Origin of the sequence: Muribaculum sp. An289, assembly GCF_002159555.1 — a bacterium.
Classification (GTDB): Bacteria; Bacteroidota; Bacteroidia; order Bacteroidales; family UBA932; genus Merdivivens; species Merdivivens faecigallinarum.
This window is the reverse complement of record NZ_NFIV01000003.1, coordinates 62,617-83,433: the sequence shown is the minus strand read 5'-3', so window position 1 is coordinate 83,433 and position 20,817 is coordinate 62,617. Positions and strand designations below refer to the sequence as shown.

At 50.0% G+C, this 20,817-nt stretch carries 14 protein-coding genes; 6 read left to right on the top strand and 8 right to left on the bottom strand.

The window, feature by feature from the left end; translation table 11 throughout:
• Nucleotides 1–11 precede the first annotated feature (11 nt).
• Entirely contained in the window at nucleotides 12–2,684 is a 2,673-nt protein-coding gene (locus B5F83_RS03205; protein ID WP_087276658.1) for a DNA gyrase/topoisomerase IV subunit A, read from the top strand.
• On the top strand, nucleotides 2,663–3,256 hold the full coding sequence (locus tag B5F83_RS03200; RefSeq protein WP_087276662.1) for a shikimate kinase: 594 nt from the start codon (nucleotides 2,663–2,665) through the stop codon (nucleotides 3,254–3,256). The genes B5F83_RS03205 and B5F83_RS03200 overlap by 22 nt, the downstream gene beginning before the upstream one ends.
• Here the strand turns inward: B5F83_RS03200 and recJ are convergent.
• A complete protein-coding gene (recJ, locus tag B5F83_RS03195) occupies nucleotides 3,249–4,985 on the bottom strand; it encodes a single-stranded-DNA-specific exonuclease RecJ (RefSeq protein WP_087276665.1) in 1,737 nt (578 codons plus the stop codon). The two genes, B5F83_RS03200 and recJ, sit on opposite strands and share 8 nt — an antisense overlap.
• A gap of 73 nt (nucleotides 4,986–5,058) precedes the next feature.
• Between recJ and lysS the strand changes: the two genes are divergently transcribed.
• The 4 genes from lysS (at nucleotide 5,059) to B5F83_RS03175 (ending at nucleotide 8,890) form a co-directional block, all read left to right on the top strand.
• Nucleotides 5,059–6,603 (top strand): lysine--tRNA ligase, encoded by a 1,545-nt coding sequence (gene lysS, locus B5F83_RS03190; RefSeq protein ID WP_087276668.1) that lies wholly within the window; start codon nucleotides 5,059–5,061, stop codon nucleotides 6,601–6,603.
• Nucleotides 6,593–7,414 carry an RNA methyltransferase gene (locus B5F83_RS03185; RefSeq protein WP_087276671.1) on the top strand — a complete coding sequence of 274 codons (822 nt, stop codon included), beginning with the start codon at nucleotides 6,593–6,595 and terminating at the stop codon, nucleotides 7,412–7,414. Before lysS ends, B5F83_RS03185 begins: the two co-directional genes overlap by 11 nt.
• A gap of 28 nt (nucleotides 7,415–7,442) precedes the next feature.
• Complete coding sequence (locus B5F83_RS03180; protein ID WP_087276675.1) at nucleotides 7,443–8,309, top strand: hypothetical protein; 867 nt, start codon at nucleotides 7,443–7,445, stop codon at nucleotides 8,307–8,309.
• Between the two features lie 101 nt (nucleotides 8,310–8,410).
• On the top strand, nucleotides 8,411–8,890 hold the full coding sequence (locus B5F83_RS03175; RefSeq protein ID WP_087276678.1) for a single-stranded DNA-binding protein: 480 nt from the start codon (nucleotides 8,411–8,413) through the stop codon (nucleotides 8,888–8,890).
• 157 nt (nucleotides 8,891–9,047) lie between these two features.
• Here B5F83_RS03175 and B5F83_RS03170 read toward each other — a convergent pair whose 3' ends face one another.
• From B5F83_RS03170 to rplA, 7 genes are all read right to left on the bottom strand, one after another.
• On the bottom strand, nucleotides 9,048–10,184 hold the full coding sequence (locus tag B5F83_RS03170; protein ID WP_087276681.1) for a TlpA disulfide reductase family protein: 1,137 nt from the start codon (nucleotides 10,182–10,184) through the stop codon (nucleotides 9,048–9,050).
• Nucleotides 10,185–10,219: 35 nt separating this feature from the next.
• Entirely contained in the window at nucleotides 10,220–10,786 is a 567-nt protein-coding gene (locus B5F83_RS03165) for a gamma carbonic anhydrase family protein (RefSeq protein ID WP_087276684.1), read from the bottom strand.
• 156 nt (nucleotides 10,787–10,942) lie between these two features.
• Nucleotides 10,943–15,196 carry a DNA-directed RNA polymerase subunit beta' gene (rpoC, locus tag B5F83_RS03160; protein WP_087276687.1) on the bottom strand — a complete coding sequence of 1,418 codons (4,254 nt, stop codon included), beginning with the start codon at nucleotides 15,194–15,196 and terminating at the stop codon, nucleotides 10,943–10,945.
• Nucleotides 15,197–15,231: 35 nt separating this feature from the next.
• Nucleotides 15,232–19,065 (bottom strand): DNA-directed RNA polymerase subunit beta, encoded by a 3,834-nt coding sequence (rpoB, locus tag B5F83_RS03155; RefSeq protein ID WP_087276690.1) that lies wholly within the window; start codon nucleotides 19,063–19,065, stop codon nucleotides 15,232–15,234.
• Nucleotides 19,066–19,166: 101 nt separating this feature from the next.
• Nucleotides 19,167–19,547 carry a 50S ribosomal protein L7/L12 gene (gene rplL / locus B5F83_RS03150; RefSeq protein WP_087276693.1) on the bottom strand — a complete coding sequence of 127 codons (381 nt, stop codon included), beginning with the start codon at nucleotides 19,545–19,547 and terminating at the stop codon, nucleotides 19,167–19,169.
• 31 nt (nucleotides 19,548–19,578) lie between these two features.
• Complete coding sequence (gene rplJ / locus B5F83_RS03145) at nucleotides 19,579–20,100, bottom strand: 50S ribosomal protein L10 (RefSeq protein WP_087276696.1); 522 nt, start codon at nucleotides 20,098–20,100, stop codon at nucleotides 19,579–19,581.
• 12 nt (nucleotides 20,101–20,112) lie between these two features.
• Complete coding sequence (gene rplA / locus B5F83_RS03140) at nucleotides 20,113–20,814, bottom strand: 50S ribosomal protein L1 (protein ID WP_087276700.1); 702 nt, start codon at nucleotides 20,812–20,814, stop codon at nucleotides 20,113–20,115.
• Between the last annotated feature and the right edge of the window lie 3 nt (nucleotides 20,815–20,817).

Here is a 20,817-nt window from a genome sequence, read left to right as displayed (position 1 = left end):
GCAGAGGCAATATGAGCGACGAAACGACTATAGACAACTACCCTTCCGGAAAATTCGACGACCTCACCAGACAGTCCGACAACAACAGATACAAATTGTCCGGAATGTTCAGGGAGTGGTTCCTCGACTATGCTTCATACGTCATACTCGAAAGGGCCGTCCCCCATATCGGAGACGGGCTGAAACCTGTACAGAGAAGAATCCTCCACGCGATGAAGAAGGCCGATGACGGAAGATATACCAAAGTCGCCTCACTGGTCGGGGAAGCCATGAAGTACCACCCTCACGGAGACGCTTCAATCGGCGCGGCCCTCGTACAGTTAGGACAAAAAAACCTGCTCATAGACTGCCAGGGAAACTGGGGAAACATCATTACGGGAGACCCGAATGCGGCCCCGAGGTACATCGAGGCAAGGCTCACGAAATTCGCCAATGAAATCCTGTTCAACCCAAAAACGACCGAATGGATGAATTCATACGACGGCCGTAACCAGGAACCTGTCGAACTTCCGGCCAAATTCCCGCTTCTGCTCGCCCAGGGAGCCGAAGGGATTGCCGTCGGACTCGCCTCGAAAATCCTCCCCCACAATTTCAACGACCTCATCGACGCATCCATAGCCTGCCTCAAGGGAAAAGACTTCGAACTGTATCCTGATTTTCCTACGGGAGGCACCGCAGACTGCTCGAAATACAACAAGGGCAGCCGCGGGGGCAGTGTCAGGGTGCGCGTAAACATCGAGAAACTCGACAAGAAGACCCTCGTCATCCGTGAAGTCCCATACGGGAAGACAGTGCCCGTACTGATAGACAGCATACTGAAAGCTAACGACAGCGGGAAAATAAAAGTCAAGAAAGTGGAAAATTTTTCCACCAAAGTCGCCGAGATTGTCATCCACCTCAACAACGACGTATCCCCCGACAAGACTATCGACGCCCTCTACGCATTCACCGACTGCGAGACCTCGATAAGTCCCAACATGTGCGTGATAAAGGATGACAAGCCTTTCTTCACAAACACGGACGAACTGCTGCGGTACAACACCGAACACACCAGAGACCTTCTGGGGAAGGAGATAGAAATACGCCTCGGGGAACTTGAAAACGAGTGGCATTATTCTTCGTTGGAGAAAATTTTCTTTGAAAAAAGGGTTTACAAAATCCTCGAAAAGGACGATGCGCGGACATGGGAAGAACAGCTCGGAGAGACTTTCGAAGAAATGAACCGTTACCGCAGCCTGCTCCGCAGGGACATAACAATGGAGGACATAGGAAAACTTGTCGAAAAGCCAGTCAGGAAAATCTCGAAATTCGATGTCAAGGCCGTCGATGAAAAGATAAAGACCCTCGAACAGGAAATGGAAGAATGCCGGTACAATCTCGAACACATAACCGAATTCACCATCAAATGGTACGAGAACCTGAAGAAGAAATACGGCAAGGACCACCCGCGCATGACAAGAATCGCGAACTTCGAAAACATCGAGGTTTCGAGGGTGCGCACCGCCAATGCCAAACTGTATGTGAACAAGTCCGAGGGTTTCATCGGCACCGGCCTCAAAAAGGAGGACAACGGCGAATATGTCTGCGACTGCTCCGACATGGATGAGATAATCGTTTTCATGAAAAACGGAAAATACATCATCACCAAGGTACAGGAAAAGGCTTTCATCGGAAAGAACATCATCTATGCGGCCGTATTCAACAGGAACGACACAAGGACCATATACAATGCCGTTTACAGGGACGGAAAGGCAGGTACGGCGTATGCGAAGCGTTTTGCCGTAGGCGGGATAACGAGGGACAAGGAATACGACCTCACCCAGGGGACCCCCGATTCGTCAGTACTCTGGTTCACCGCCAATCCGAACGGGGAAGCCGAAACCCTGAAAGTATATTTCAAGGCGAAGGCGAAACTGAAAAAACTCAGCGACGAATTCGATTTCGCCTCCCTCGCGATAAAGGGACGTGCGGCAATGGGGAACATCCTTACGAAGAACCAGATTTCCCGCATAGTCCTCAAATCCAAGGGAACATCCACAATCGGCGGCAAGTCGATATGGTTCGACCAGGACATAAACAGGCTGAACGAAGACTCCAGAGGAAAGCTCCTCGGCGAATTTTCCGATGACGACAGGATACTTGCCATCTGCAAGGACGGTACGTTCTACACCACCAACTACGACCTGAGCAACAGGTATCAGGGAGATTTGCTCATAGTTGAAAAACTTGACGTGAACAGGACTTTCACGGTAATATATTTCGACGGCGAAGCCGGCTCGTTCTACATAAAGCGCTTCGGCATAGACAAGAACCAGCACGGCAGCTTCATTCCCGACAAGGCCGGCTCATACCTGGTAGCGGTGTCCGAGGACGAAAGGCCGCGGATCGAAATTGTCTTCGGAGGAAAGAACAGCGGCCGGGCTCCTGAGATAATAGATGCCAAAACATTCATAGGCAAGAAACTTTTCACGGCCAAAGGGAAGAGAGCGACGAACTACATCGTCGACACCATCGGATTCACCGACCCAGCCCCGGCTTCCGACCCTGTCACTGATAGCGATATAGCCCCTGACACCAGTCCCGTCCCGGATACCTCGCTAATGGATGCACCGGAACCGGACACCGTTTCCGAAACGGGAGACACGGAAGCCCCTGGCGACGAATGGGAAGGCACATTGTTCTGAAAACAGCGTTCCGGGTTCAAGACATCATGATTTTCACCCTCATAGGCTTCATGGGATGCGGAAAAAGCAGCATCGGAAAACACATAGCAGGGAAGCTCGGCTGTGATTTCGCAGATTCCGACATCCTCGTGGAAAAAGGGGAAGGAATGACCGTTACGGAAATATTTTCCCGGTACGGAGAAACCGGATTCCGAGAAATCGAATACCGCTATATAGACAGGACAGTCCGGTCGTACGGAGGCCGTGCCGATTGGAAAAGGGACGGAGACGGCAAGGCAAAAAGCCTGATATTCGCCCTCGGAGGAGGGGCCGTCACTTACAAAGCCACGGCCACGCTCATAAAGGAACGGACTTTCCCGATATATATCAAATGTTCCCCAGAAGAACTCATCGCCAACCTGAAGGAAGACGGCACTGCTGGCAGGCCCATGCTCGCCGGATATGATTTGGAAACGCGGGTAAGGCAACTGCTCTCCGAAAGGGAGGCGGCATACGGGAACTGCGCAAGGCTCATCGTCAGTCCTTCCGGACTGGAGGAAGCCATCGTGAAAGGACTTTCCCCAATCAGATGATGTCCTCACGTGCCTTGATGTCGGCAATCCTCAACTGTATCGTGGCATTCCCCCTGTAATAGTTTTCCACTATCGAGTAGCAGACATCGATGGGATTGCCGGCCGCAAGATGCTCGAAATGCTCCGAGCGGTTGAAAGCTATGGCCGAAATGTGCCTGTACGGCTGGTCTTCCTGTATAAGTTCCAGTTTAAGATGCCCGGCATCGGCCCCTACCCTTCTGCCGTTCCCGTTGTCATAAACGTTTTCGGTCATGAACATAGGCGCCGTATTGCCCGGCCCGAAAGGCTGGAACTGTTTCAGTATCCTGAAAAATTTAGGAGTTATCTGATTGAAATTCAGATAAGAATCTATATTTACCACAGGGGTGATAGTCTCCCGCGAAATATGCGCCGACACGTATTCTTCGAAACGGCGGCTGAATTCCTTGAGATTTTCTTCCTTCAAGGTAAGTCCGGCTGCATAGATATGCCCTCCGAAATTTTCGAGAAGGTCGGAACAGCTTTCTATGGCTTCATAAAGGTCGAAGCCGGCGACACTGCGCGCCGAGCCCGTTATAAGCCCGTTCTGGGAACTCGTCAGTACTATTGTCGGCTTGTAGAACGCTTCAACCAGCCTCGATGCCACTATCCCCACGACCCCGCGGTGCCACTCCGGATTGTAAACCACCGTAGAACTGCTCTTCGCAAAATCGGCCGAGGCCCTTACCATCTCCTTGGCCTCCTCGGTTATTTCGCGGTCTATGCTCTTGCGCTCGTTATTGTACTCGTTTATCTCCTTCCCGATTCTGTTTGCGACCTCGTCATCGTCGCATACAAGGAGCTCTACCGCACGGCGCCCGGACTCCATCCTCCCGGCCGCATTGATTCTCGGGCCTATCTTGAATACAATGTCGTCTATCGTAATCTTGCAACGGTCGAGACCGGAAAACCTTATCATCGACAGAAGTCCTTTGCGCGGGGATTCGTTAATCTGTTTCAGACCGAAATATGCGAGAATCCTGTTTTCATCGACTACCGAAACAAGATCCGCCGCTATGCTTACCGCCAGCAAATCAAGATACTGGAGGATTTTCTCGAAGGGGATGCCGTAAGTGGCGGCGTATGCCTGCACCAGTTTGAAACCCACGCCGCAACCCGACAAATCGTCGAAAGGATAGCCGCAATCCGACCTTTTCGGGTCGAGTACCGCAACGGCCGCCGGGAGTTCGCTCTCCGGAAGGTGATGGTCGCAGATGATGATATCGAGCCCCATTTCCCTTGCATAATCGACTTTCGCATTGGCCTTTATGCCGCAATCGAGGGTTATCACGAGGGTGAAACCGTGCTCTTTTGCCCAGTCCAACCCCCTGTAAGACAGGCCATAACCGTCGACATACCTGTCCGGAATATAGAAATCCGCATTAGGTGTAAGCGACGACAGGAAGGAATAGACCAAAGCCACGGCGGTAGTGCCGTCGACATCATAATCCCCGTAGACAAGTATCTTCTCACCTTCGGAGACGGCCTTTCCGAGCCTGGCCACAGCCTTGTCCATATCCTTCATCAAAAACGGGTCGTGCAACCTCGACAGGTCCGGACGGAAAAACTCCCGTGCGGCCTCGAAGGTGGTAATGCCGCGCTGTACGAGCAACTCGGCAAGAACCCTGTCGATACCGAGCTCCGTAGAAAGACGGCCGACGATTTCTGGATCTTCCGGCCGTTTCAATACCCATTTTTTCGTTATAGCCATATCGTTGGCAAAGTTACCATTTTTTGAGTAAATTTGTGGTTTATTTTAATAAAATATAAAACATATTTTGAATATGAGCAACTTGGAGAATCTTAACGAAATGGAGCTTCAGAGAAGGGCTTCGCTGCAAAAACTCAGGGAACTCGGCATCGACCCGTACCCTGCACCCCTTTATCCCGTCAATGTCTCTACGGCCGAGATAAAACAGAATTACTCTGAAGAAAAGGGCAATTTCTCCGATGTGACGATAGCCGGAAGAATCATGAGCCGCAGGATAATGGGAGCCGCATCGTTCATCGAATTGCAGGATGAAAGCGGACGTATCCAAGTATACATAAAGCGGGATGAAATATGTCCGGGAGAAGACAAGACCATGTACAACACCGTGTTCAAGAAACTTCTCGACATAGGCGACATCATCGGCATCAAGGGCTTCGCATTCATAACCCAGACCGGAGAACTGACCGTTCATGCCAAAGAACTCACCGTACTCTGCAAATCGCTGAGGATTCTTCCGATAGTAAAACAGAAGGACGGTGAAGTGTTCGACGCCTTTTCCGACCCGGAACTGAAATACAGGCAGAGGTATGTGGACCTGATTGTAAACCCTCAGGTAAGGGATACTTTCATAAAGAGAAGCATCATCATATCCACCATGAGGGAATATTTCAACGAGGCCGGCTGCCTTGAAGTGGAGACCCCTATCCTGCAATCGATACCCGGAGGGGCAAATGCAAGGCCGTTCATCACGCACCACAATGCGCTTGACATCGACCTCTATCTCAGGATAGCCAACGAGTTGTATCTGAAAAGGCTCATAGTCGGCGGCTTCAACGGGGTATACGAATTCGCCAAGAATTTCCGCAACGAAGGCATGGACAAGACCCACAATCCGGAATTCACCTGCGTGGAGATTTACGTGGCCTACAAGGATTATATCTGGATGATGGAATTCGTCGAAAAACTCCTCGAAAAGATAGCGTTGAAGCTTCACGGGACGACGGACGTAGAGCTCGACGGAAAGAAAATCTCCTTCAAGGCACCGTTCCGCCGCCTGCCGATGCTCGAAGCCATCAAGGAATATGCCGGCGTGGATGTAAAGGGAATGGACGAAGCACAGCTCAGGGAAACCTGCAAAAAGCTCGGAGTGGAGACCGACCCTGCAATGGGGGCAGGAAAACTGATCGATGCGATTTTCGGCGAATACTGCGAGAAAAACCTCATCCAGCCTACCTATATCATAGATTATCCTGTCGAGACCTCCCCTCTCACGAAAAGGCACCGCAAGGACCCTTCGCTTACCGAAAGATTCGAACTTTTCGTGAACGGAAAGGAACTCGCCAACGCATACAGCGAGCTCAACGACCCTATCGACCAGCTTGAAAGGTTCAAGGAGCAGCTGCGGCTCAAGGACAAAGGCGACGACGAAGCCATGTTCATAGACATGGATTTCATCAGAGCCCTCGAATACGGAATGCCGCCTACATCCGGACTGGGAATCGGCATCGACAGGCTTACCATGTTCATGACCGGGGCGCCGACCATACAGGATGTGCTTTTCTTCCCTCAGATGAGACCGGAGAAAAGGGAGGACAAAGAAGAAAAAAATGAAGAATGAAAGGATAACATCGACGTCCAATCCAAAAATACGTGAGCTTCTGTCCCTGACGGACAAGGCACGCGAAAGAAAGGAAAAAGGGCTGTTCGTAGCAGAAGGCATCAGGGAAATCCGGCACAGTATCGAGGCCGGATATGTCCCCCGTGCCATATTCTACTCGCCGGAAATCGCCGGGAACGACATACTCGGAGTTCTCGGCATCGATGCCGCGGCATGGCCGGACATGGGGATTTTCGAAGTATCGCAGCCCGTCTATTCCAAAATAGCATACCGTGACGGCACGGAAGGCATTGTCGCCGAAATATACGGAAAAGAGCCTCTGGCATTGGACAATCTGCCGATATGCGAAAACCCGCTGGTGATTGTTACCGAGGCTGTCGAAAAACCGGGAAACATCGGTGCCATATTGAGAAGTGCCGATGCCTGCGGTGCGGATGCGCTGATAATCTGCAATCCGAAATGCGACCTTTACAATCCCAACCTGATCAGGGCAAGCATAGGCGCGATATTCACGGTGCCGACGGTTACCTGCACCTCGCAGGAAGCCATCGGATGGCTGAAGTACAAAGGCATACGCATCCTTACGGCCCAATTGCAGGATTCGGAAGAATATTATGATGCGGATATGAAAACAGGCTGCGCCATAGTCCTCGGCAGCGAAGACAAGGGGCTCGGCCGGGAATGGAGGGAAGCGGCGGACTGCCACATACGCATACCGATGTCGGGAAAACTCGATTCGCTGAACGTATCCGTATCAGCAGCCGTACTTTTATTTGAAGCGCTGCGGCAGAGACGTTCTGCCGGACGATGACAGACTTAACATTTAAAGGGACCTTACCATGACTAAAAGATTCGGACTTATAGGCAAACCTATCGGACATTCGCTCAGTCCGGCATTGTTCAATGCCGCATACGGGGGAAAATACGCATACGATCTGATTGAGGCGGACGATTTCAAAGGCTCCATCGAAAGGTTCAGAGCCGGATATGACGGCATCAACATTACCTCCCCATACAAAAGGCTGGCCTTCGAAGAAGCCGACACCACGGACGATACCGCAAGGAGAATCGGGGCAGCCAACATCCTGTTCAAGACAGCGGACAGAGGCATAGTCGCCGCCAACAGCGATTATTCCGGCATCAAGATGGTATTGGGAGACCATTTCGAGATAGATGAAAACAAAAACGGGATAAAGAAAATAAAAACCCTCGTCATCGGTTGCGGAGGAGCCGGGATGGCGGCCGCCTGCGCTTCATCCGACCTCGGGATGAAAACCGTCATCGTAAACCGCACATACGCCGCCGTCGAAAGGTTCGTATCAAGACCCGGCAACGAGAAAATCATAGCCGGAAAGATGCACGACCTTGATGAGCTCATGGAAGCGAGCCAGCTCATAATCTATACCGTTCCCGTTGTAATGGAGGAACTGTGCAGGCTTCCGAAACGCTTCTTCACCGGGAAAAGCATTTTCGAAGCCAACTACCGCAATCCGTCATTCACCCGCGAATACAGGGGAATGAGGCTCGGGAAAAACGGGATAACTTTCAGGAAGGACTCCATCGGGATACCGCAACGGTGCTATTACCTCTCCGGGGAAATCTGGCTCATGGCCCAGGCCATAACCGGCTTCAGGCTTCTGACCGGAGAAGATCCGGACGAGGGGGCCATGCTGCGCTACATGTCCGAAACGAGAAAAATAATTTAGGCCCGGCCACACATAAGAAAACACAAGGCCACACATAGAAAAACACAAGGCCGCGCATAAGGGAAAACAAACAGTAAATACATAATCAAAACACAGGAACCATGTCGCTGAACAAAGTATTATTGATAGGAAACGTCGGGAAAGACCCTGATGTAAGATATCTCGAGAACAACACGAAAGTCGCCTCGTTCACCCTTGCCACGACGGAAAGGTACAGGGACAAGAACAATGAACTTAAAGAGATTACGGAGTGGCACAATATCGTGTGCTGGAGGCGCAGCGCCGACATCGTGGAACAATACGTAAAAAAAGGCACCCAGCTTTTCATCGAAGGGCGCCTGCGCACACGCAACTGGGATGACCAGAACGGAATCAAACACTATGTAACCGAAATAAACGCCGACAACATACAGCTTCTCGGCAGAAAGCAGGACAACCCTGCCGCCGCGCCCGGTATGGCACCACAAGCATCACAAGCGCCACAAGCATTCCAGCCATCACAGGCTGTCCAGGCTCCCCAGCAGGCAAGGCAGAGCGAGCCTCTGAACATAGAGCTTGAAGAAGACGATCTTCCGTTCTAACGGTGACAGCATAAACAACGTAGCGGTGACAACATAAACAACGTAAAACCTGATATGTAGAAGCGGATACAATAAAGGGGCGGCTCTTCGTGAACCGCCCCTTTCAAATTTCCATCTGGCAAGTCCTGTCGCAGCCAGTCCCTTGCCGCCGGCCTGATTATTCGCCTAAATATTCGTCAAGTACCTCTTCAAGTTCCTCTTCACCGAGTTTGGAAGCGATAATCTTGCCTTCGCTGTCCACAAGGACGTTCTGAGGGATGTAGGATACATTGTAAAGCTCGCGCGGCTCAGTATTCCAGTAATTGAGGTCCGAAAGCTGTATCCAGCCGAGGCCATCGTCCTTTATTGCCTGCAACCATGATTCCTTGTCATTGTCCATGGAAACGCCGACAATCTCGAAACCTTTGTCATGGTATTTTTCATAAATCTCCACCAGGACAGGGTTGAAATTACGGCACGGTCCGCACCATGAAGCCCAGAAATCAATCATCGTCACTTTGTATTTCGGATAAATGGACGAGAAGGTCACATCCTTTCCTTTGGTATCCGGAACGGTAAAGTCAGGGGCAGGTTCGCCCTGCATCAGATGGGTGTTGTCTTCGAGATATTCGGTAATCCTAACTACAATAGGATGGGATGCATATTCGGCCGCATCCTTATAAGGCTGCAAAGCTTCCGCTATCTCATCCGGAGACATGGACATCATTTCGTTATAGATGCCGGCCAGGTCGAAATAAGACAAAGGGTGGGCCGCCCTGTATTCATCCACTATGAGACGGCGCAGTGAATCGGACTCGGTATATATTTTTTGAAGAAGCCCGTCCAGTTCGGCACGCCTCTCATCGGTGGTTTCCTCGGCCATGTATTCCTCCATGAAGGAATTGACATCCAGACCGTACTTGTCGAGCACTCCCTGATGGGACGTGGCTATCTTATAATACAGGCTCTGGGTATCCCCTCCGTTTACGAGTGCAGTCCCGAGATATGGCCCTTCCTGAACCAATTCGGCAGTATATTTTGCATTTTCAAGGAATATCTCGACTTCGCCCTGCACTCCTTCCACGCCAATGAGATATGGAAGCGGCTGGTCTACATGACCCTTGAAACAAAATCTTCCGTCCACGATGTCCACCGTATCGGCGACACTGCTGAAATCGGAGTAAAGATATGCTTTCCTCTGTACCGATACGGTATCATCGGCATTTGAGAAAGTACCTTCGATTACATAACCGTTCTGACCGCATGAAGCCAATATCGCCATGGCTCCAGCACATAAAAGAACATTCAGTTTCATAACTACATTTATTAAAAAACACTGTCAATCCATTGTCAATTTTCCTTACCGGCATTTTCCGGGCTCCCATTCCTCGCTTCATCCCGTGCATCGGGATTGAGGAACCATTCCTTATACCTCAGATAGCCGGCAGCATTGTTTTTCGTCATCTGTGCCACCGATTCCGAAGAATCCTTGACTTTCCTGGCAGGAATCCCCGCATACACTCCCGGCTCAAGCACCGAATTGCTCAGGACCACCGCCCCTGCCGCTATCACCGTATTGTCCGGGACTACCACGTTGTCGAGCAGGACCGCCCCCATCCCGACAAGAACATTGTTGCCGATTTTCGCACCGTGTATTACGGCATTGTGCCCTACCGAAACGTCGTTTCCGATTTCCACTACGGAACGCCTGTACAAAGTATGCAGTACCGCCCCGTCCTGGATATTCACACGGTCGCCGAGCCTTATCGCATTCACATCCCCTCTAAGCACCGCCCCGTACCAGATACTGCAATCGTCACCCATGACGACATCGCCTATGACTGCCGCATTCTCCGCGATAAAACACCCTTTGCCGATTTTCGGGACAAATCCGAGCACTTCCCTGATTATAGCCATACTGATTTCACAAATAACACGGCAAATATAAAACAAAACTGCCAATAAAGTCAGAGTATTTTTAAAATTATAAATCCTTAATGAAAATTATCACATAAATCCATAATGAAAAAAGGCGGCCGATATCCGGCCGCCAATTATCATCTGTCAGAGTTCCTACTCCTCGTCTATTGTCGCACCCTTCGCGGAAAAACTCTTCAGACTTTCCTTTGAAGTTACAATCAGGTCCCCATATTCCCTCTGGCCGGTACCTGCCGGTATGAGATGACCGCAGATAACGTTTTCCTTCAAGCCTTCCAAAGTATCGACTTTGCCCCTTATGGCAGCTTCGCTGAGCACTTTGGTCGTCTCCTGGAAAGATGCCGCGGACATGAAGCTGTTTGTCCTCAACGCCGCACGGGTTATACCCTGGAGTACCTGGTTGGAAGTGGCCGGAATGGCATCCCTGGACTCTACCAGACGCAGATCCTGCCTTCTCAATGAAGAGTTCTCATCCCTGAGCTCGCGCAATGAAACAATCATTCCCGGCTTCAGTTTCGTAGAATCACCTGCATCCGTAATGAACTTCTTGTCGAAAATGGTATCGTTTTCCTCGATGAAGTCCCATTTGTCCACCATCTGTTCCGGCAGGAACCTCGTATCGCCCGGATCCACAATCTGCACCTTCCTCATCATCTGCCTTACGATGATTTCGAAATGCTTGTCGTTGATTTTCACACCCTGCATCCTGTAAACGCTCTGGATTTCATTTACAATGTATTCCTGAACCTTTATAGGACCCTGGATGGCCAGGATGTCGGTAGGGGAAATGGCACCGTCGGAAAGCCTCATTCCCGCTTTCACATAATCGTTTTCCTGTACAAGTATCTGTTTCGAGAGAGGAACCAGGTAGGTCTTCTTCTCTCCGGACTTGTTCTGTATGATTATCTCGCGGTTGCCCCTCTTGACCTTGCCCATGATGACCTCTCCGTTGATTTCGGAAACGATGGCAGGGTTGGAAGGGTTGCGGGCCTCGAACAGCTCAGTAACGCGAGGAAGACCTCCGGTAATATCTCCGGATTTTCCGATTGCCCTCGGAATCTTTATGATGACATCTCCGATATTGATATCCGCTCCGTCCTCGACCATGATATGGGCTCCGACCGGCAGGTTGTACTGCTTGATGTCATTGCCGTTCTTGTCAAGGATATGTATCGTAGGGTTCTTGGATTTGTCACGGGACTCGATGATGACCTTCTCCTTGTGGAGAGAGTATTCATCCGCCGCTTCTTCCCTGTAGGTAACGCCCTCTATGAGGCTGTCATACTGCGTACGGCCCGAAGTTTCGACAATCGTAACGGCATTGTAAGCATCCCAGTCGCAGATTTTGTCGCCTTTGCTTACCTTGTCGCCGTTATTCTTATAAAGTGTCGCACCATACGGGATATCGTACTGTGAAAGGGTAATGCCGGTATTTTCATCTATCACCCTCACCTCGGTAGTACGGCTTACCACTATTACGCGCTCCTTGTCGCCATCCTTGCTCTGGATGGTACGGAGTTCCTCGAATTCCAGACGGCCGTCATACTTGGCTATGATTTCGCTTTCCGATGCCGTGCTCGAAGCCGTACCTCCGACATGGAACGTACGGAGCGTAAGCTGGGTACCCGGTTCTCCGATTGACTGTGCGGCTATCACGCCGACGACTTCGCCCTTCTCTACCATCCTTCCGGTAGCGAGGTTGCGGCCGTAGCATTTAGCACACACGCCCTTGCGAGAATCGCAGGTAAGCACGGAACGTATCTCTACCTGCTCTATCGGCAGGCTCTCTATGAGGTCCGCTATGTCTTCGTTGATTTCTTCTCCGGCCCTTATGATGAGCTCGCCCGTAAGAGGGTTGTAGATATCATGGACGGAAGTACGTCCGAGAATCCTTTCGCCGAGGGTTTCGACAACTTCGTCCTTGTTCTTGACGGCTGTCGCTATAAGTCCCCTGAGCGTACCGCAATCCTCCTCGTTTATTATCACATCATGGGAGACATCGACAAGACGGCGAGTCAGATAACCTGCATCCGCAGTTTTCAAGGCCGTATCGGCAAGACCCTTGCGGGCACCGTGGGTGGAAATGAAATACTCGAGGACCGAAAGACCTTCCTTGAAGTTTGAAAGAATAGGGTTTTCGATGATTTCCGCACCCTGAGAACCTGATTTCTGCGGTTTCGCCATCAGACCTCGCATACCGCAAAGCTGACGGATCTGTTCTTTGGAACCACGGGCTCCGGAGTCGAGCATCATGAATACAGGATTGAAGCCTTGCTGGTCATTTGAAATACGCTGCTCGACGATTCTCGTCAGTTTATTGTTGACCGTAGTCCAAAGGTCGATTATCTTATTGTAACGCTCGTTGTTGGTTATAAGACCCATTCCGTAGTTGTTCATGATTTCGCCTACGGTCTTGTAACCGTTCTCGACAAGATCCTTCTTCTCTTCAGGGATTATCACATCACCGAGGTTGAAAGAAAGTCCGCCCTTGAACGCCATTGTGTAACCAAGGTTCTTGATATCGTCAAGGAACTGGGCAGTACGTGCAACGCTTGTAGCCTTGAGCACATTAGAGATTATATCCCTCAGGTTCTTCTTTGTCAGAAGCGTATTGATGAAGCCTACTTCCTTAGGTACGAGCTGGTTGACTATCACACGGCCTACGGTAGTCTTTATCATCGACACATTGCCGTCCTTGTCCGTAATGCGGACTTCGATGTTGGCATGCATGTCAACAGCCTTTTCGTTCAACGCTATGATTACTTCTTCCGGACCGTAGAACTTCATACCTTCGCCCTTGGCCCCTTCACGAGGCTTCGTTATATAATAGAGGCCGAGCACCATGTCCTGGGAAGGCACGGTGATAGGGGCTCCGTTGGCCGGGTTCAGTATATTGTGCGAACCGAGCATCAGCAACTGGGCCTCAAGTATGGCCGCATTTCCGAGAGGGAGATGGACTGCCATCTGGTCACCGTCGAAATCGGCGTTGAACGCCGTACATGCCAACGGGTGCAACTGGATTGCCTTTCCTTCGATAAGTTTCGGCTGGAAGGCCTGGATTCCGAGCCTGTGAAGCGTAGGGGCACGGTTAAGCAATACCGGATGCCCTTTCATTACATTTTCGAGTATATCCCAGATAACAGGGTCTTTCCTGTCCACAATCTTCTTTGCCGATTTGACGGTCTTCACAATGCCCCTCTCTATCAGTTTTCTGATAATGAATGGTTTGTAAAGTTCCGCAGCCATGAATTTAGGCAAACCGCACTCATGCATCTTCAACTCCGGACCGACGACGATGACGGAACGGGCCGAATAGTCCACACGTTTACCGAGCAGGTTCTGACGGAAACGTCCTTGTTTACCTTTAAGGCTGTCGGACAGGGATTTCAATGCCCTGTTGGCCTCTGTCTTGACCGCATTCGATTTTCTTGAATTGTCGAACAGCGAATCGACGGCCTCCTGAAGCATACGCTTTTCGTTGCGTAGAATCACTTCTGGAGCCTTTATCTCGATGAGCCTCTTAAGCCTGTTGTTCCTGATAATCACACGCCTGTAAAGGTCATTGAGGTCGGAAGTGGCGAAACGTCCTCCGTCAAGAGGCACGAGAGGCCTCAAATCCGGCGGAATGACAGGGATAATCTTCATTATCATCCACTCCGGCCTGTTCACATCCCTCGACTCCCTGAAAGCCTCTATCACGCTGAGGCGTTTCAAAGCCTCGGCTTTCCTCTGCTGCGATGTTTCGGTTTCAATCTTGTAACGGAGGTCGTATGACAACTGGTCGTAATCCACTTTCTTCAACATGTCGTAGATTACTTCCGCACCCATTCCGGCAACGAATTTTTCCGGATCTTCCTCAGGAAGCGACCTGTTTTCCTCAGGAAGCTTGTCCAGCAAATCCAGATATTCGTCTTCCGAGAGCAGGTCTCCGTTGGATACTCCGTATTCTGAAGCCGCGCCGGCATTCACCACTATGTATTTTTCATAATAAATAATGGCTTCGAGTTTTTTCGACGGTATGCCGAGAAGATAACCTATCTTATTCGGATTCGATTTGAAATACCAGATATGCGCTACAGGGACGGTCAGCTTGATATGCCCCATCCTTTCGCGGCGGACTTTCTTTTCGGTCACTTCCACACCGCAACGGTCGCAGATGATGCCCTTATAACGGATTCTCTTATATTTTCCGCAATGGCACTCGTAATCCTTTGTCGGCCCGAAGATACGCTCGCAGAAAAGACCGTCGCGTTCCGGCTTGTAAGTCCTGTAGTTAACGGTTTCAGGCTTCAGGACTTCTCCGGAAGACCTTTCATAGATTTCCTCTGGAGACGCCAGGCTGATGCTGATCTGAGTGAAATTGCTTTTGACTTTATTATCTTTTTTCATCTCTGTAGTAATTGTCCTAAAAATTGTTACCGTTATTACTGAAGTTTGACACTGAGTCCGAGGCCGCGCAACTCATGCAACAATACGTTGAGCGATTCCGGGATTCCCGGAGCCGGCATAGGATCGCCTTTGACTATCGCTTCGTATGCCCTTGAACGGCCTGTCACATCATCGGACTTGACGGTAAGTATCTCCTGCAAGGTGTGGGCGGCACCGAAGGCTTCGAGTGCCCATACCTCCATTTCTCCGAAACGCTGTCCTCCGAACTGTGCCTTACCTCCGAGAGGCTGCTGGGTTATGAGCGAATAAGGACCTATCGAACGGGCATGCATCTTGTCATCGACCATGTGGCCGAGCTTGATCATGTAGATAACGCCCACAGTCGCCGGCTGATCGAACCAGTCACCCGTACCGCCGTCCCTGAGATAGGTCTTGCCGTACATCGGGACACCGGCCTTTTCGGTATATTCGCAGATGTCCTCAAGGCTTGCACCGTCGAAGATAGGGGTACTGAACCTCAATCCGAGTTCCTTTCCAGCCCATCCGAGGACTGTTTCGTAAATCTGTCCGAGGTTCATACGTGAAGGCACACCCAACGGATTGAGCACGATATCTACCGGGGTACCGTCCGAAAGGAAAGGCATATCTTCGTCACGTACTATCTTCGCGACTATACCTTTGTTTCCATGACGGCCGGCCATCTTGTCACCGACACGTATCTTGCGTTTCTTCGCCACATATACCTTGGCAAGCTGCATGATTCCGGTCGGAAGCTCGTCGCCTATTGTAATATTGTATTTCTGCCTCTTGAGTTCGGCGTCATATTCCTTGTATGATATGACATAATTGTTTATAAGAGTCTTTATGAGCTCGTTGCAATGTCCGTCTGTAGTCCATCCGGTAGGATCGATGTTTTCATAATTGATTGTATATAAAAACTCGTCCTCCACCTTAGCTCCGGCAGGCAAAAGCTCCACTCCGTAAAGGTCCGAAATCGCATTGGTAGTCTTTCCAGCCAGCAGGGCGCTCAGTTTGCCTATGAATTTCTCGCGCAACATTGCGACTTTCCTGTTGAAGGCATCCTCTGCAAGTTCTATCTTCAACTTGGCATCCTTGCGCGCATCCTTCTTTGACTTGTCCTTGTCCGTGGTGGCGGCAACCTTCGAATAGAGGGCCTTGTCGATGATAGTACCGCTGAGCGACGGAGAAGCTTTCAATGAAGCGTCCTTCACATCGCCGGCCTTGTCACCGAATATGGCTCTGAGCAGTTTTTCTTCAGGTGAAGGGTCGCTCTCGCCCTTAGGGGTTGTCTTACCTATCAGGATGTCTCCCGGCTCGACATTCGCGCCGATTCTTATGATACCGTTTTCATCGAGTTCCTTTGTGGCCTCCTCGCTGACGTTCGGGATATCGGAAGTCAGTTCTTCCATACCCCTCTTGGTATCACGGACTTCCATTATATATTCATCGACATGTATGGAAGTAAGGATATCTTCCCGTATGACTCTTTCGGACAGCACGATGGCATCCTCGAAGTTGTATCCTTTCCAAGGCATGAAAGCTACCTTCAGGTTACGTCCGAGGGCAAGTTCTCCATTGCGGGTAGCATAACCCTCAGTCATGATATCGCCGGCCTTCACCCTGTCTCCCTTACGCACGATAGGCTTCAGGAAAATTGAAGTGCTCTGGTTTGTCTTCCTGTAGATAGGCAATTTATAGACAGTGACCTCAGGAGAAAAACTTACGAATCTCTCTTCTTCGGTATAATCGTATTTCACATGGATTTCACGTGCATCCACGTAAACTACCTCGCCGCTGCGCTCGGCAACGACCTGGGTACGTGAATCACGGCACACGCGCGCTTCGAGCCCTGTTCCTACGATAGGGGCTTCAGGAGCCACGAGAGGCACTGCCTGGCGCATCATGTTGGAACCCATCAGCGCACGGTTGGCATCATCGTGCTCAAGGAACGGTATAAGCGAAGCGGCTATGGATGCTATCTGGTTAGGTGCCACATCCATCAGCTGCACATCGTCTTTTGTCACGACAGGGAAATCAGCCTCTTCGCGACACTGGATTCGCTCTGTAATGATATTTCCCTTGTCGTCTATCTCCACATTGGCAAGAGCCACCCTCTTGTGCTCTTCCTCCTCCGCACTCATGTATACGTATCCCTTGTCGCTAAGGTCGACAACGCCGTTCTCCACCTTGCGGTAAGGAGTCTCAATAAAACCGAGGTCGTTGATACGGGCATAAACGCAAAGGGATGAAATAAGACCGATGTTAGGTCCTTCCGGAGTCTCTATCGGACAAAGCCTTCCATAATGGGTATAATGGACGTCCCTGACCTCGAAACCTGCCCTGTCACGGGAAAGGCCTCCAGGACCGAGGGCGGAAAGACGACGTTTGTGGGTCATCTCGGCCAGCGGGTTCGTCTGGTCCATGAACTGGGACAACTGGCTGGTACCGAAGAAAGAATTGATAACCGAAGACAAGGCTTTCGCATTAATAAGGTCTATAGGTGCGAAAACCTCATTGTCCCTTACGTTCATCCTTTCCCTGATAGTGCGCGCCATCCTCGAAAGGCCCACGCTGAACTGATTGGCGAGCTGCTCGCCGACAGTCCTGATACGACGGTTGCTCAAATGGTCGATATCGTCTACTACGGCCTTTGAGTTTATCAGCTGTATGAGATATTTTATAATCTCTATGATGTCTTCCTTGGTAAGGACACGAACATCGTCAGGGGTCTTCAGATTCAGTTTTTTGTTAAGACGGTAACGTCCGACCTCGCCGAGATCGTATCTCTTGTCGGAGAAGAAAAGCTTTTCAATGACATCGCGCGCGGTAGCCTCGTCAGGCGGTTCCGAATTGCGCAATTGCTTGTATGTATAATTTATAGCCTCTTTCTCCGTGTTGCAGGTATCCTTCTGGAGTGTATTGTGGATGATGGCGTACTCGTTGGCGTTAGCATCTTCCCTGTGTATCAGGATAGTGCTTACTCCCGACTCAAGAATGGCGTCGATTACCTCGTCATCGATTTCAGTCTCCCTCTCGACAACGACCCTCGTCCTTTCTATGTAAACCACTTCTCCGGTATCTTCATCCACGAAATCCTCGTTCCATGTGGTAAGCACTCTGGCAGCTAGTTTCTTACCCATGTAATTCTGAAGATTCTCGCGGGTGGCCTCGACCTCGTCCGCAAGGCCGAAAATATTTATGATGTCCTTATCGCTTTCGAAGCCGATTGCCCTCAAAAGCGTTGTTACTGGCAACTTCTTTTTCCTGTCTATATACGCATACATGACATTGTTTATGTCAGTAGCGAATTCTATCCATGAACCTTTGAACGGAATAATCCTCGCTGAATAGAGCTTTGTTCCGTTCGCGTGCACGCTCTGTCCGAAAAATACGCCGGGAGAACGGTGCAACTGCGATACTACGATACGTTCTGAACCGTTTATCACAAAAGTACCTCCAGGAGTCATGTATGGGATTGTCCCAAGATAGACATCCTGTATCTCGGTATCGAAATCCTCGTGCTCGGCATCCGTGCAATAAAGCTTGAGTTTTGCCTTTAACGGAACGCTGTATGTCAAGCCCCTGTCCAAGCATTCTTCGATAGAATAGCGTGGAGGATCGATAAAATAATCTATGAACTCCAATACGAAATTGTTCCTCGTATCGGTAATTGGAAAGGTCTCCTGGAATACCTTGTAAAGCCCCTCGTTCTTCCTGTTTTCTGCTGTTGTATCAAGCTGGAAGAAATCCTTAAAAGACTTCAACTGGACTTCAAGAAAATCGGGATAATCCAGAAGCGACTTTGAACGCGCGAATGAGATACGCTGATTATTAGTCTTTTGCGACATTATATATTCGTTGATTGAAAAGAAAAACTTAATACGACAAAAAGGATTAGAGCCCTTTAAGCCCTAATCCTGAAATCATTCCCTTCGAGAGGGGGAGAGAGTTATTTAATCTCAACTTCTCCACCGGCCTCTTCGATAGTAGCTTTGATAGATTCTGCGTCAGCCTTGGAAATTTTCTCTTTAATCTTAGCATTCGGAGCCTGGTCTACAAGTTCCTTTGCTTCCTTAAGGCCGAGACCGGTGATCTCTTTAACGGCCTTAACTACCTGAAGTTTGGCTGTACCGGCTGAAACGAGAGTTACATCGAACTCTGTCTGCTCTGCCTCAGCAGCAGCTCCGGCTGCTGCCGGACCAGCTGCAACTGCAACAGCAGCGGCTGCCGGCTCGATACCATACTCTTCTTTAAGAATCTGAGCCAATTCCTGAACTTCTTTAACAGTCAGTCCTACCAACTGCTCTGCCAATGCTTTAATATCTGCCATAATTTTTACTTATTTAATTGTTTTTAATTATTTATTCTCTTTCTGAAAGGGTTTTAACTATACCAGCAAGCTTGCCGCCGGCCGACTGAAGGGCCGAAATGACATTGCGTGCAGGAGACTGGAGCAATCCGACGATATCGCCGATGAGTTCCTCGCGGGACTTGATATCCACCAGAACCTGAAGGTTTGAAGCGCCGACGTATGCGCATTCCTGTACATACGCTCCTTTCAGCTCAGGTTTGCCCAAATCCGCACCGAGCTCCTTAATCAGTTTTGCTGGGGCGTTAGGGCTGACAGTGAACATGATGGCGGTCGATCCCTTCAGCAATGGATACAGACTCTCGACTTCCTTGTTGGCATTGCGTTCTATGGCCTTGCGGAACAAAGTGTTCTTCACGACCATAAGCTTGATTTCCTTTTCAAAGCAAGCACGGCGGAGACGTGTAGTCTGCTCCGCATTCAAACCGGCTATATCCGTAATATAAAAACTCGGAGTTTCTTTAAGCTGTGCTGCAATTACATCAATAATTTGTGCTTTTTCTTCTTTTCTCATGACCGAAATTATTTATTCAGCAGCACTGAAAGTTTTAACATCCACTTTGACACCAGGGCTCATAGTCGAACACAATGAGATGGATTTGATGTATGTTCCTTTCAAAGCCTGAGGTTTAAGCTTTACAATTACGTTGAGGAATTCCAGCGCATTCTGGAAAATCTGCTCGGCTGTGAAAGACACCTTTCCAATGGCAGCGTGTACAATACCTGTCTTGTCTACCTTGAAATCTATCTTTCCGGCCTTGACTTCCCTGACTGCTGAAGCGACATCCATGGTAACGGTACCGGTCTTAGGGTTAGGCATCAGGCCTCTCGGGCCGAGGATACGTCCTATGGCACCGACCTTTGCCATCACGGATGGGGTACAGATAATCACATCGACATCCGTCCATCCGCCCTTGATCTTATCGATGTACTCATCGAGTCCGACATAATCGGCTCCGGCTTCCTTGGCTTCATTCTCTTTGTCAGGAGTACAGAGCACGAGAACGGAAGTCTCCTTTCCGGTACCGTTAGGAAGGGTCACGACGCCACGAACCATCTGGTTTGCCTTGCGCGGATCCACGCCCAAAGATACGGCAATCTCGACCGAAGCATCGAATTTGGTATAGGTAAGTTCCTTTACCAGCCTGCATGCCTCGGACATATTATAAAGTTTAGCACTGTCGTACTTTTCAAGTGCAATCTTTTGGTTTTTTGTCAACTTACTCATTGC

Bases quoted from the DNA above. Each gene is read 5' to 3' on its own strand.
- B5F83_RS03205 (WP_087276658.1), top strand. From the start codon at position 12: ATGAGCGACGAAACGACTATAGACAACTACCCTTCCGGAAAATTCGAC.
- B5F83_RS03200 (WP_087276662.1), top strand. From the start codon at position 2,663: ATGGGAAGGCACATTGTTCTGAAAACAGCGTTCCGGGTTCAAGACATC.
- recJ (WP_087276665.1), bottom strand. From the start codon at position 4,985: ATGGCTATAACGAAAAAATGGGTATTGAAACGGCCGGAAGATCCAGAA.
- lysS (WP_087276668.1), top strand. From the start codon at position 5,059: ATGAGCAACTTGGAGAATCTTAACGAAATGGAGCTTCAGAGAAGGGCT.
- B5F83_RS03185 (WP_087276671.1), top strand. From the start codon at position 6,593: ATGAAGAATGAAAGGATAACATCGACGTCCAATCCAAAAATACGTGAG.
- B5F83_RS03180 (WP_087276675.1), top strand. From the start codon at position 7,443: ATGACTAAAAGATTCGGACTTATAGGCAAACCTATCGGACATTCGCTC.
- B5F83_RS03175 (WP_087276678.1), top strand. From the start codon at position 8,411: ATGTCGCTGAACAAAGTATTATTGATAGGAAACGTCGGGAAAGACCCT.
- B5F83_RS03170 (WP_087276681.1), bottom strand. From the start codon at position 10,184: ATGAAACTGAATGTTCTTTTATGTGCTGGAGCCATGGCGATATTGGCT.
- B5F83_RS03165 (WP_087276684.1), bottom strand. From the start codon at position 10,786: ATGGCTATAATCAGGGAAGTGCTCGGATTTGTCCCGAAAATCGGCAAA.
- rpoC (WP_087276687.1), bottom strand. From the start codon at position 15,196: ATGAAAAAAGATAATAAAGTCAAAAGCAATTTCACTCAGATCAGCATC.
- rpoB (WP_087276690.1), bottom strand. From the start codon at position 19,065: ATGTCGCAAAAGACTAATAATCAGCGTATCTCATTCGCGCGTTCAAAG.
- rplL (WP_087276693.1), bottom strand. From the start codon at position 19,547: ATGGCAGATATTAAAGCATTGGCAGAGCAGTTGGTAGGACTGACTGTT.
- rplJ (WP_087276696.1), bottom strand. From the start codon at position 20,100: ATGAGAAAAGAAGAAAAAGCACAAATTATTGATGTAATTGCAGCACAG.
- rplA (WP_087276700.1), bottom strand. From the start codon at position 20,814: ATGAGTAAGTTGACAAAAAACCAAAAGATTGCACTTGAAAAGTACGAC.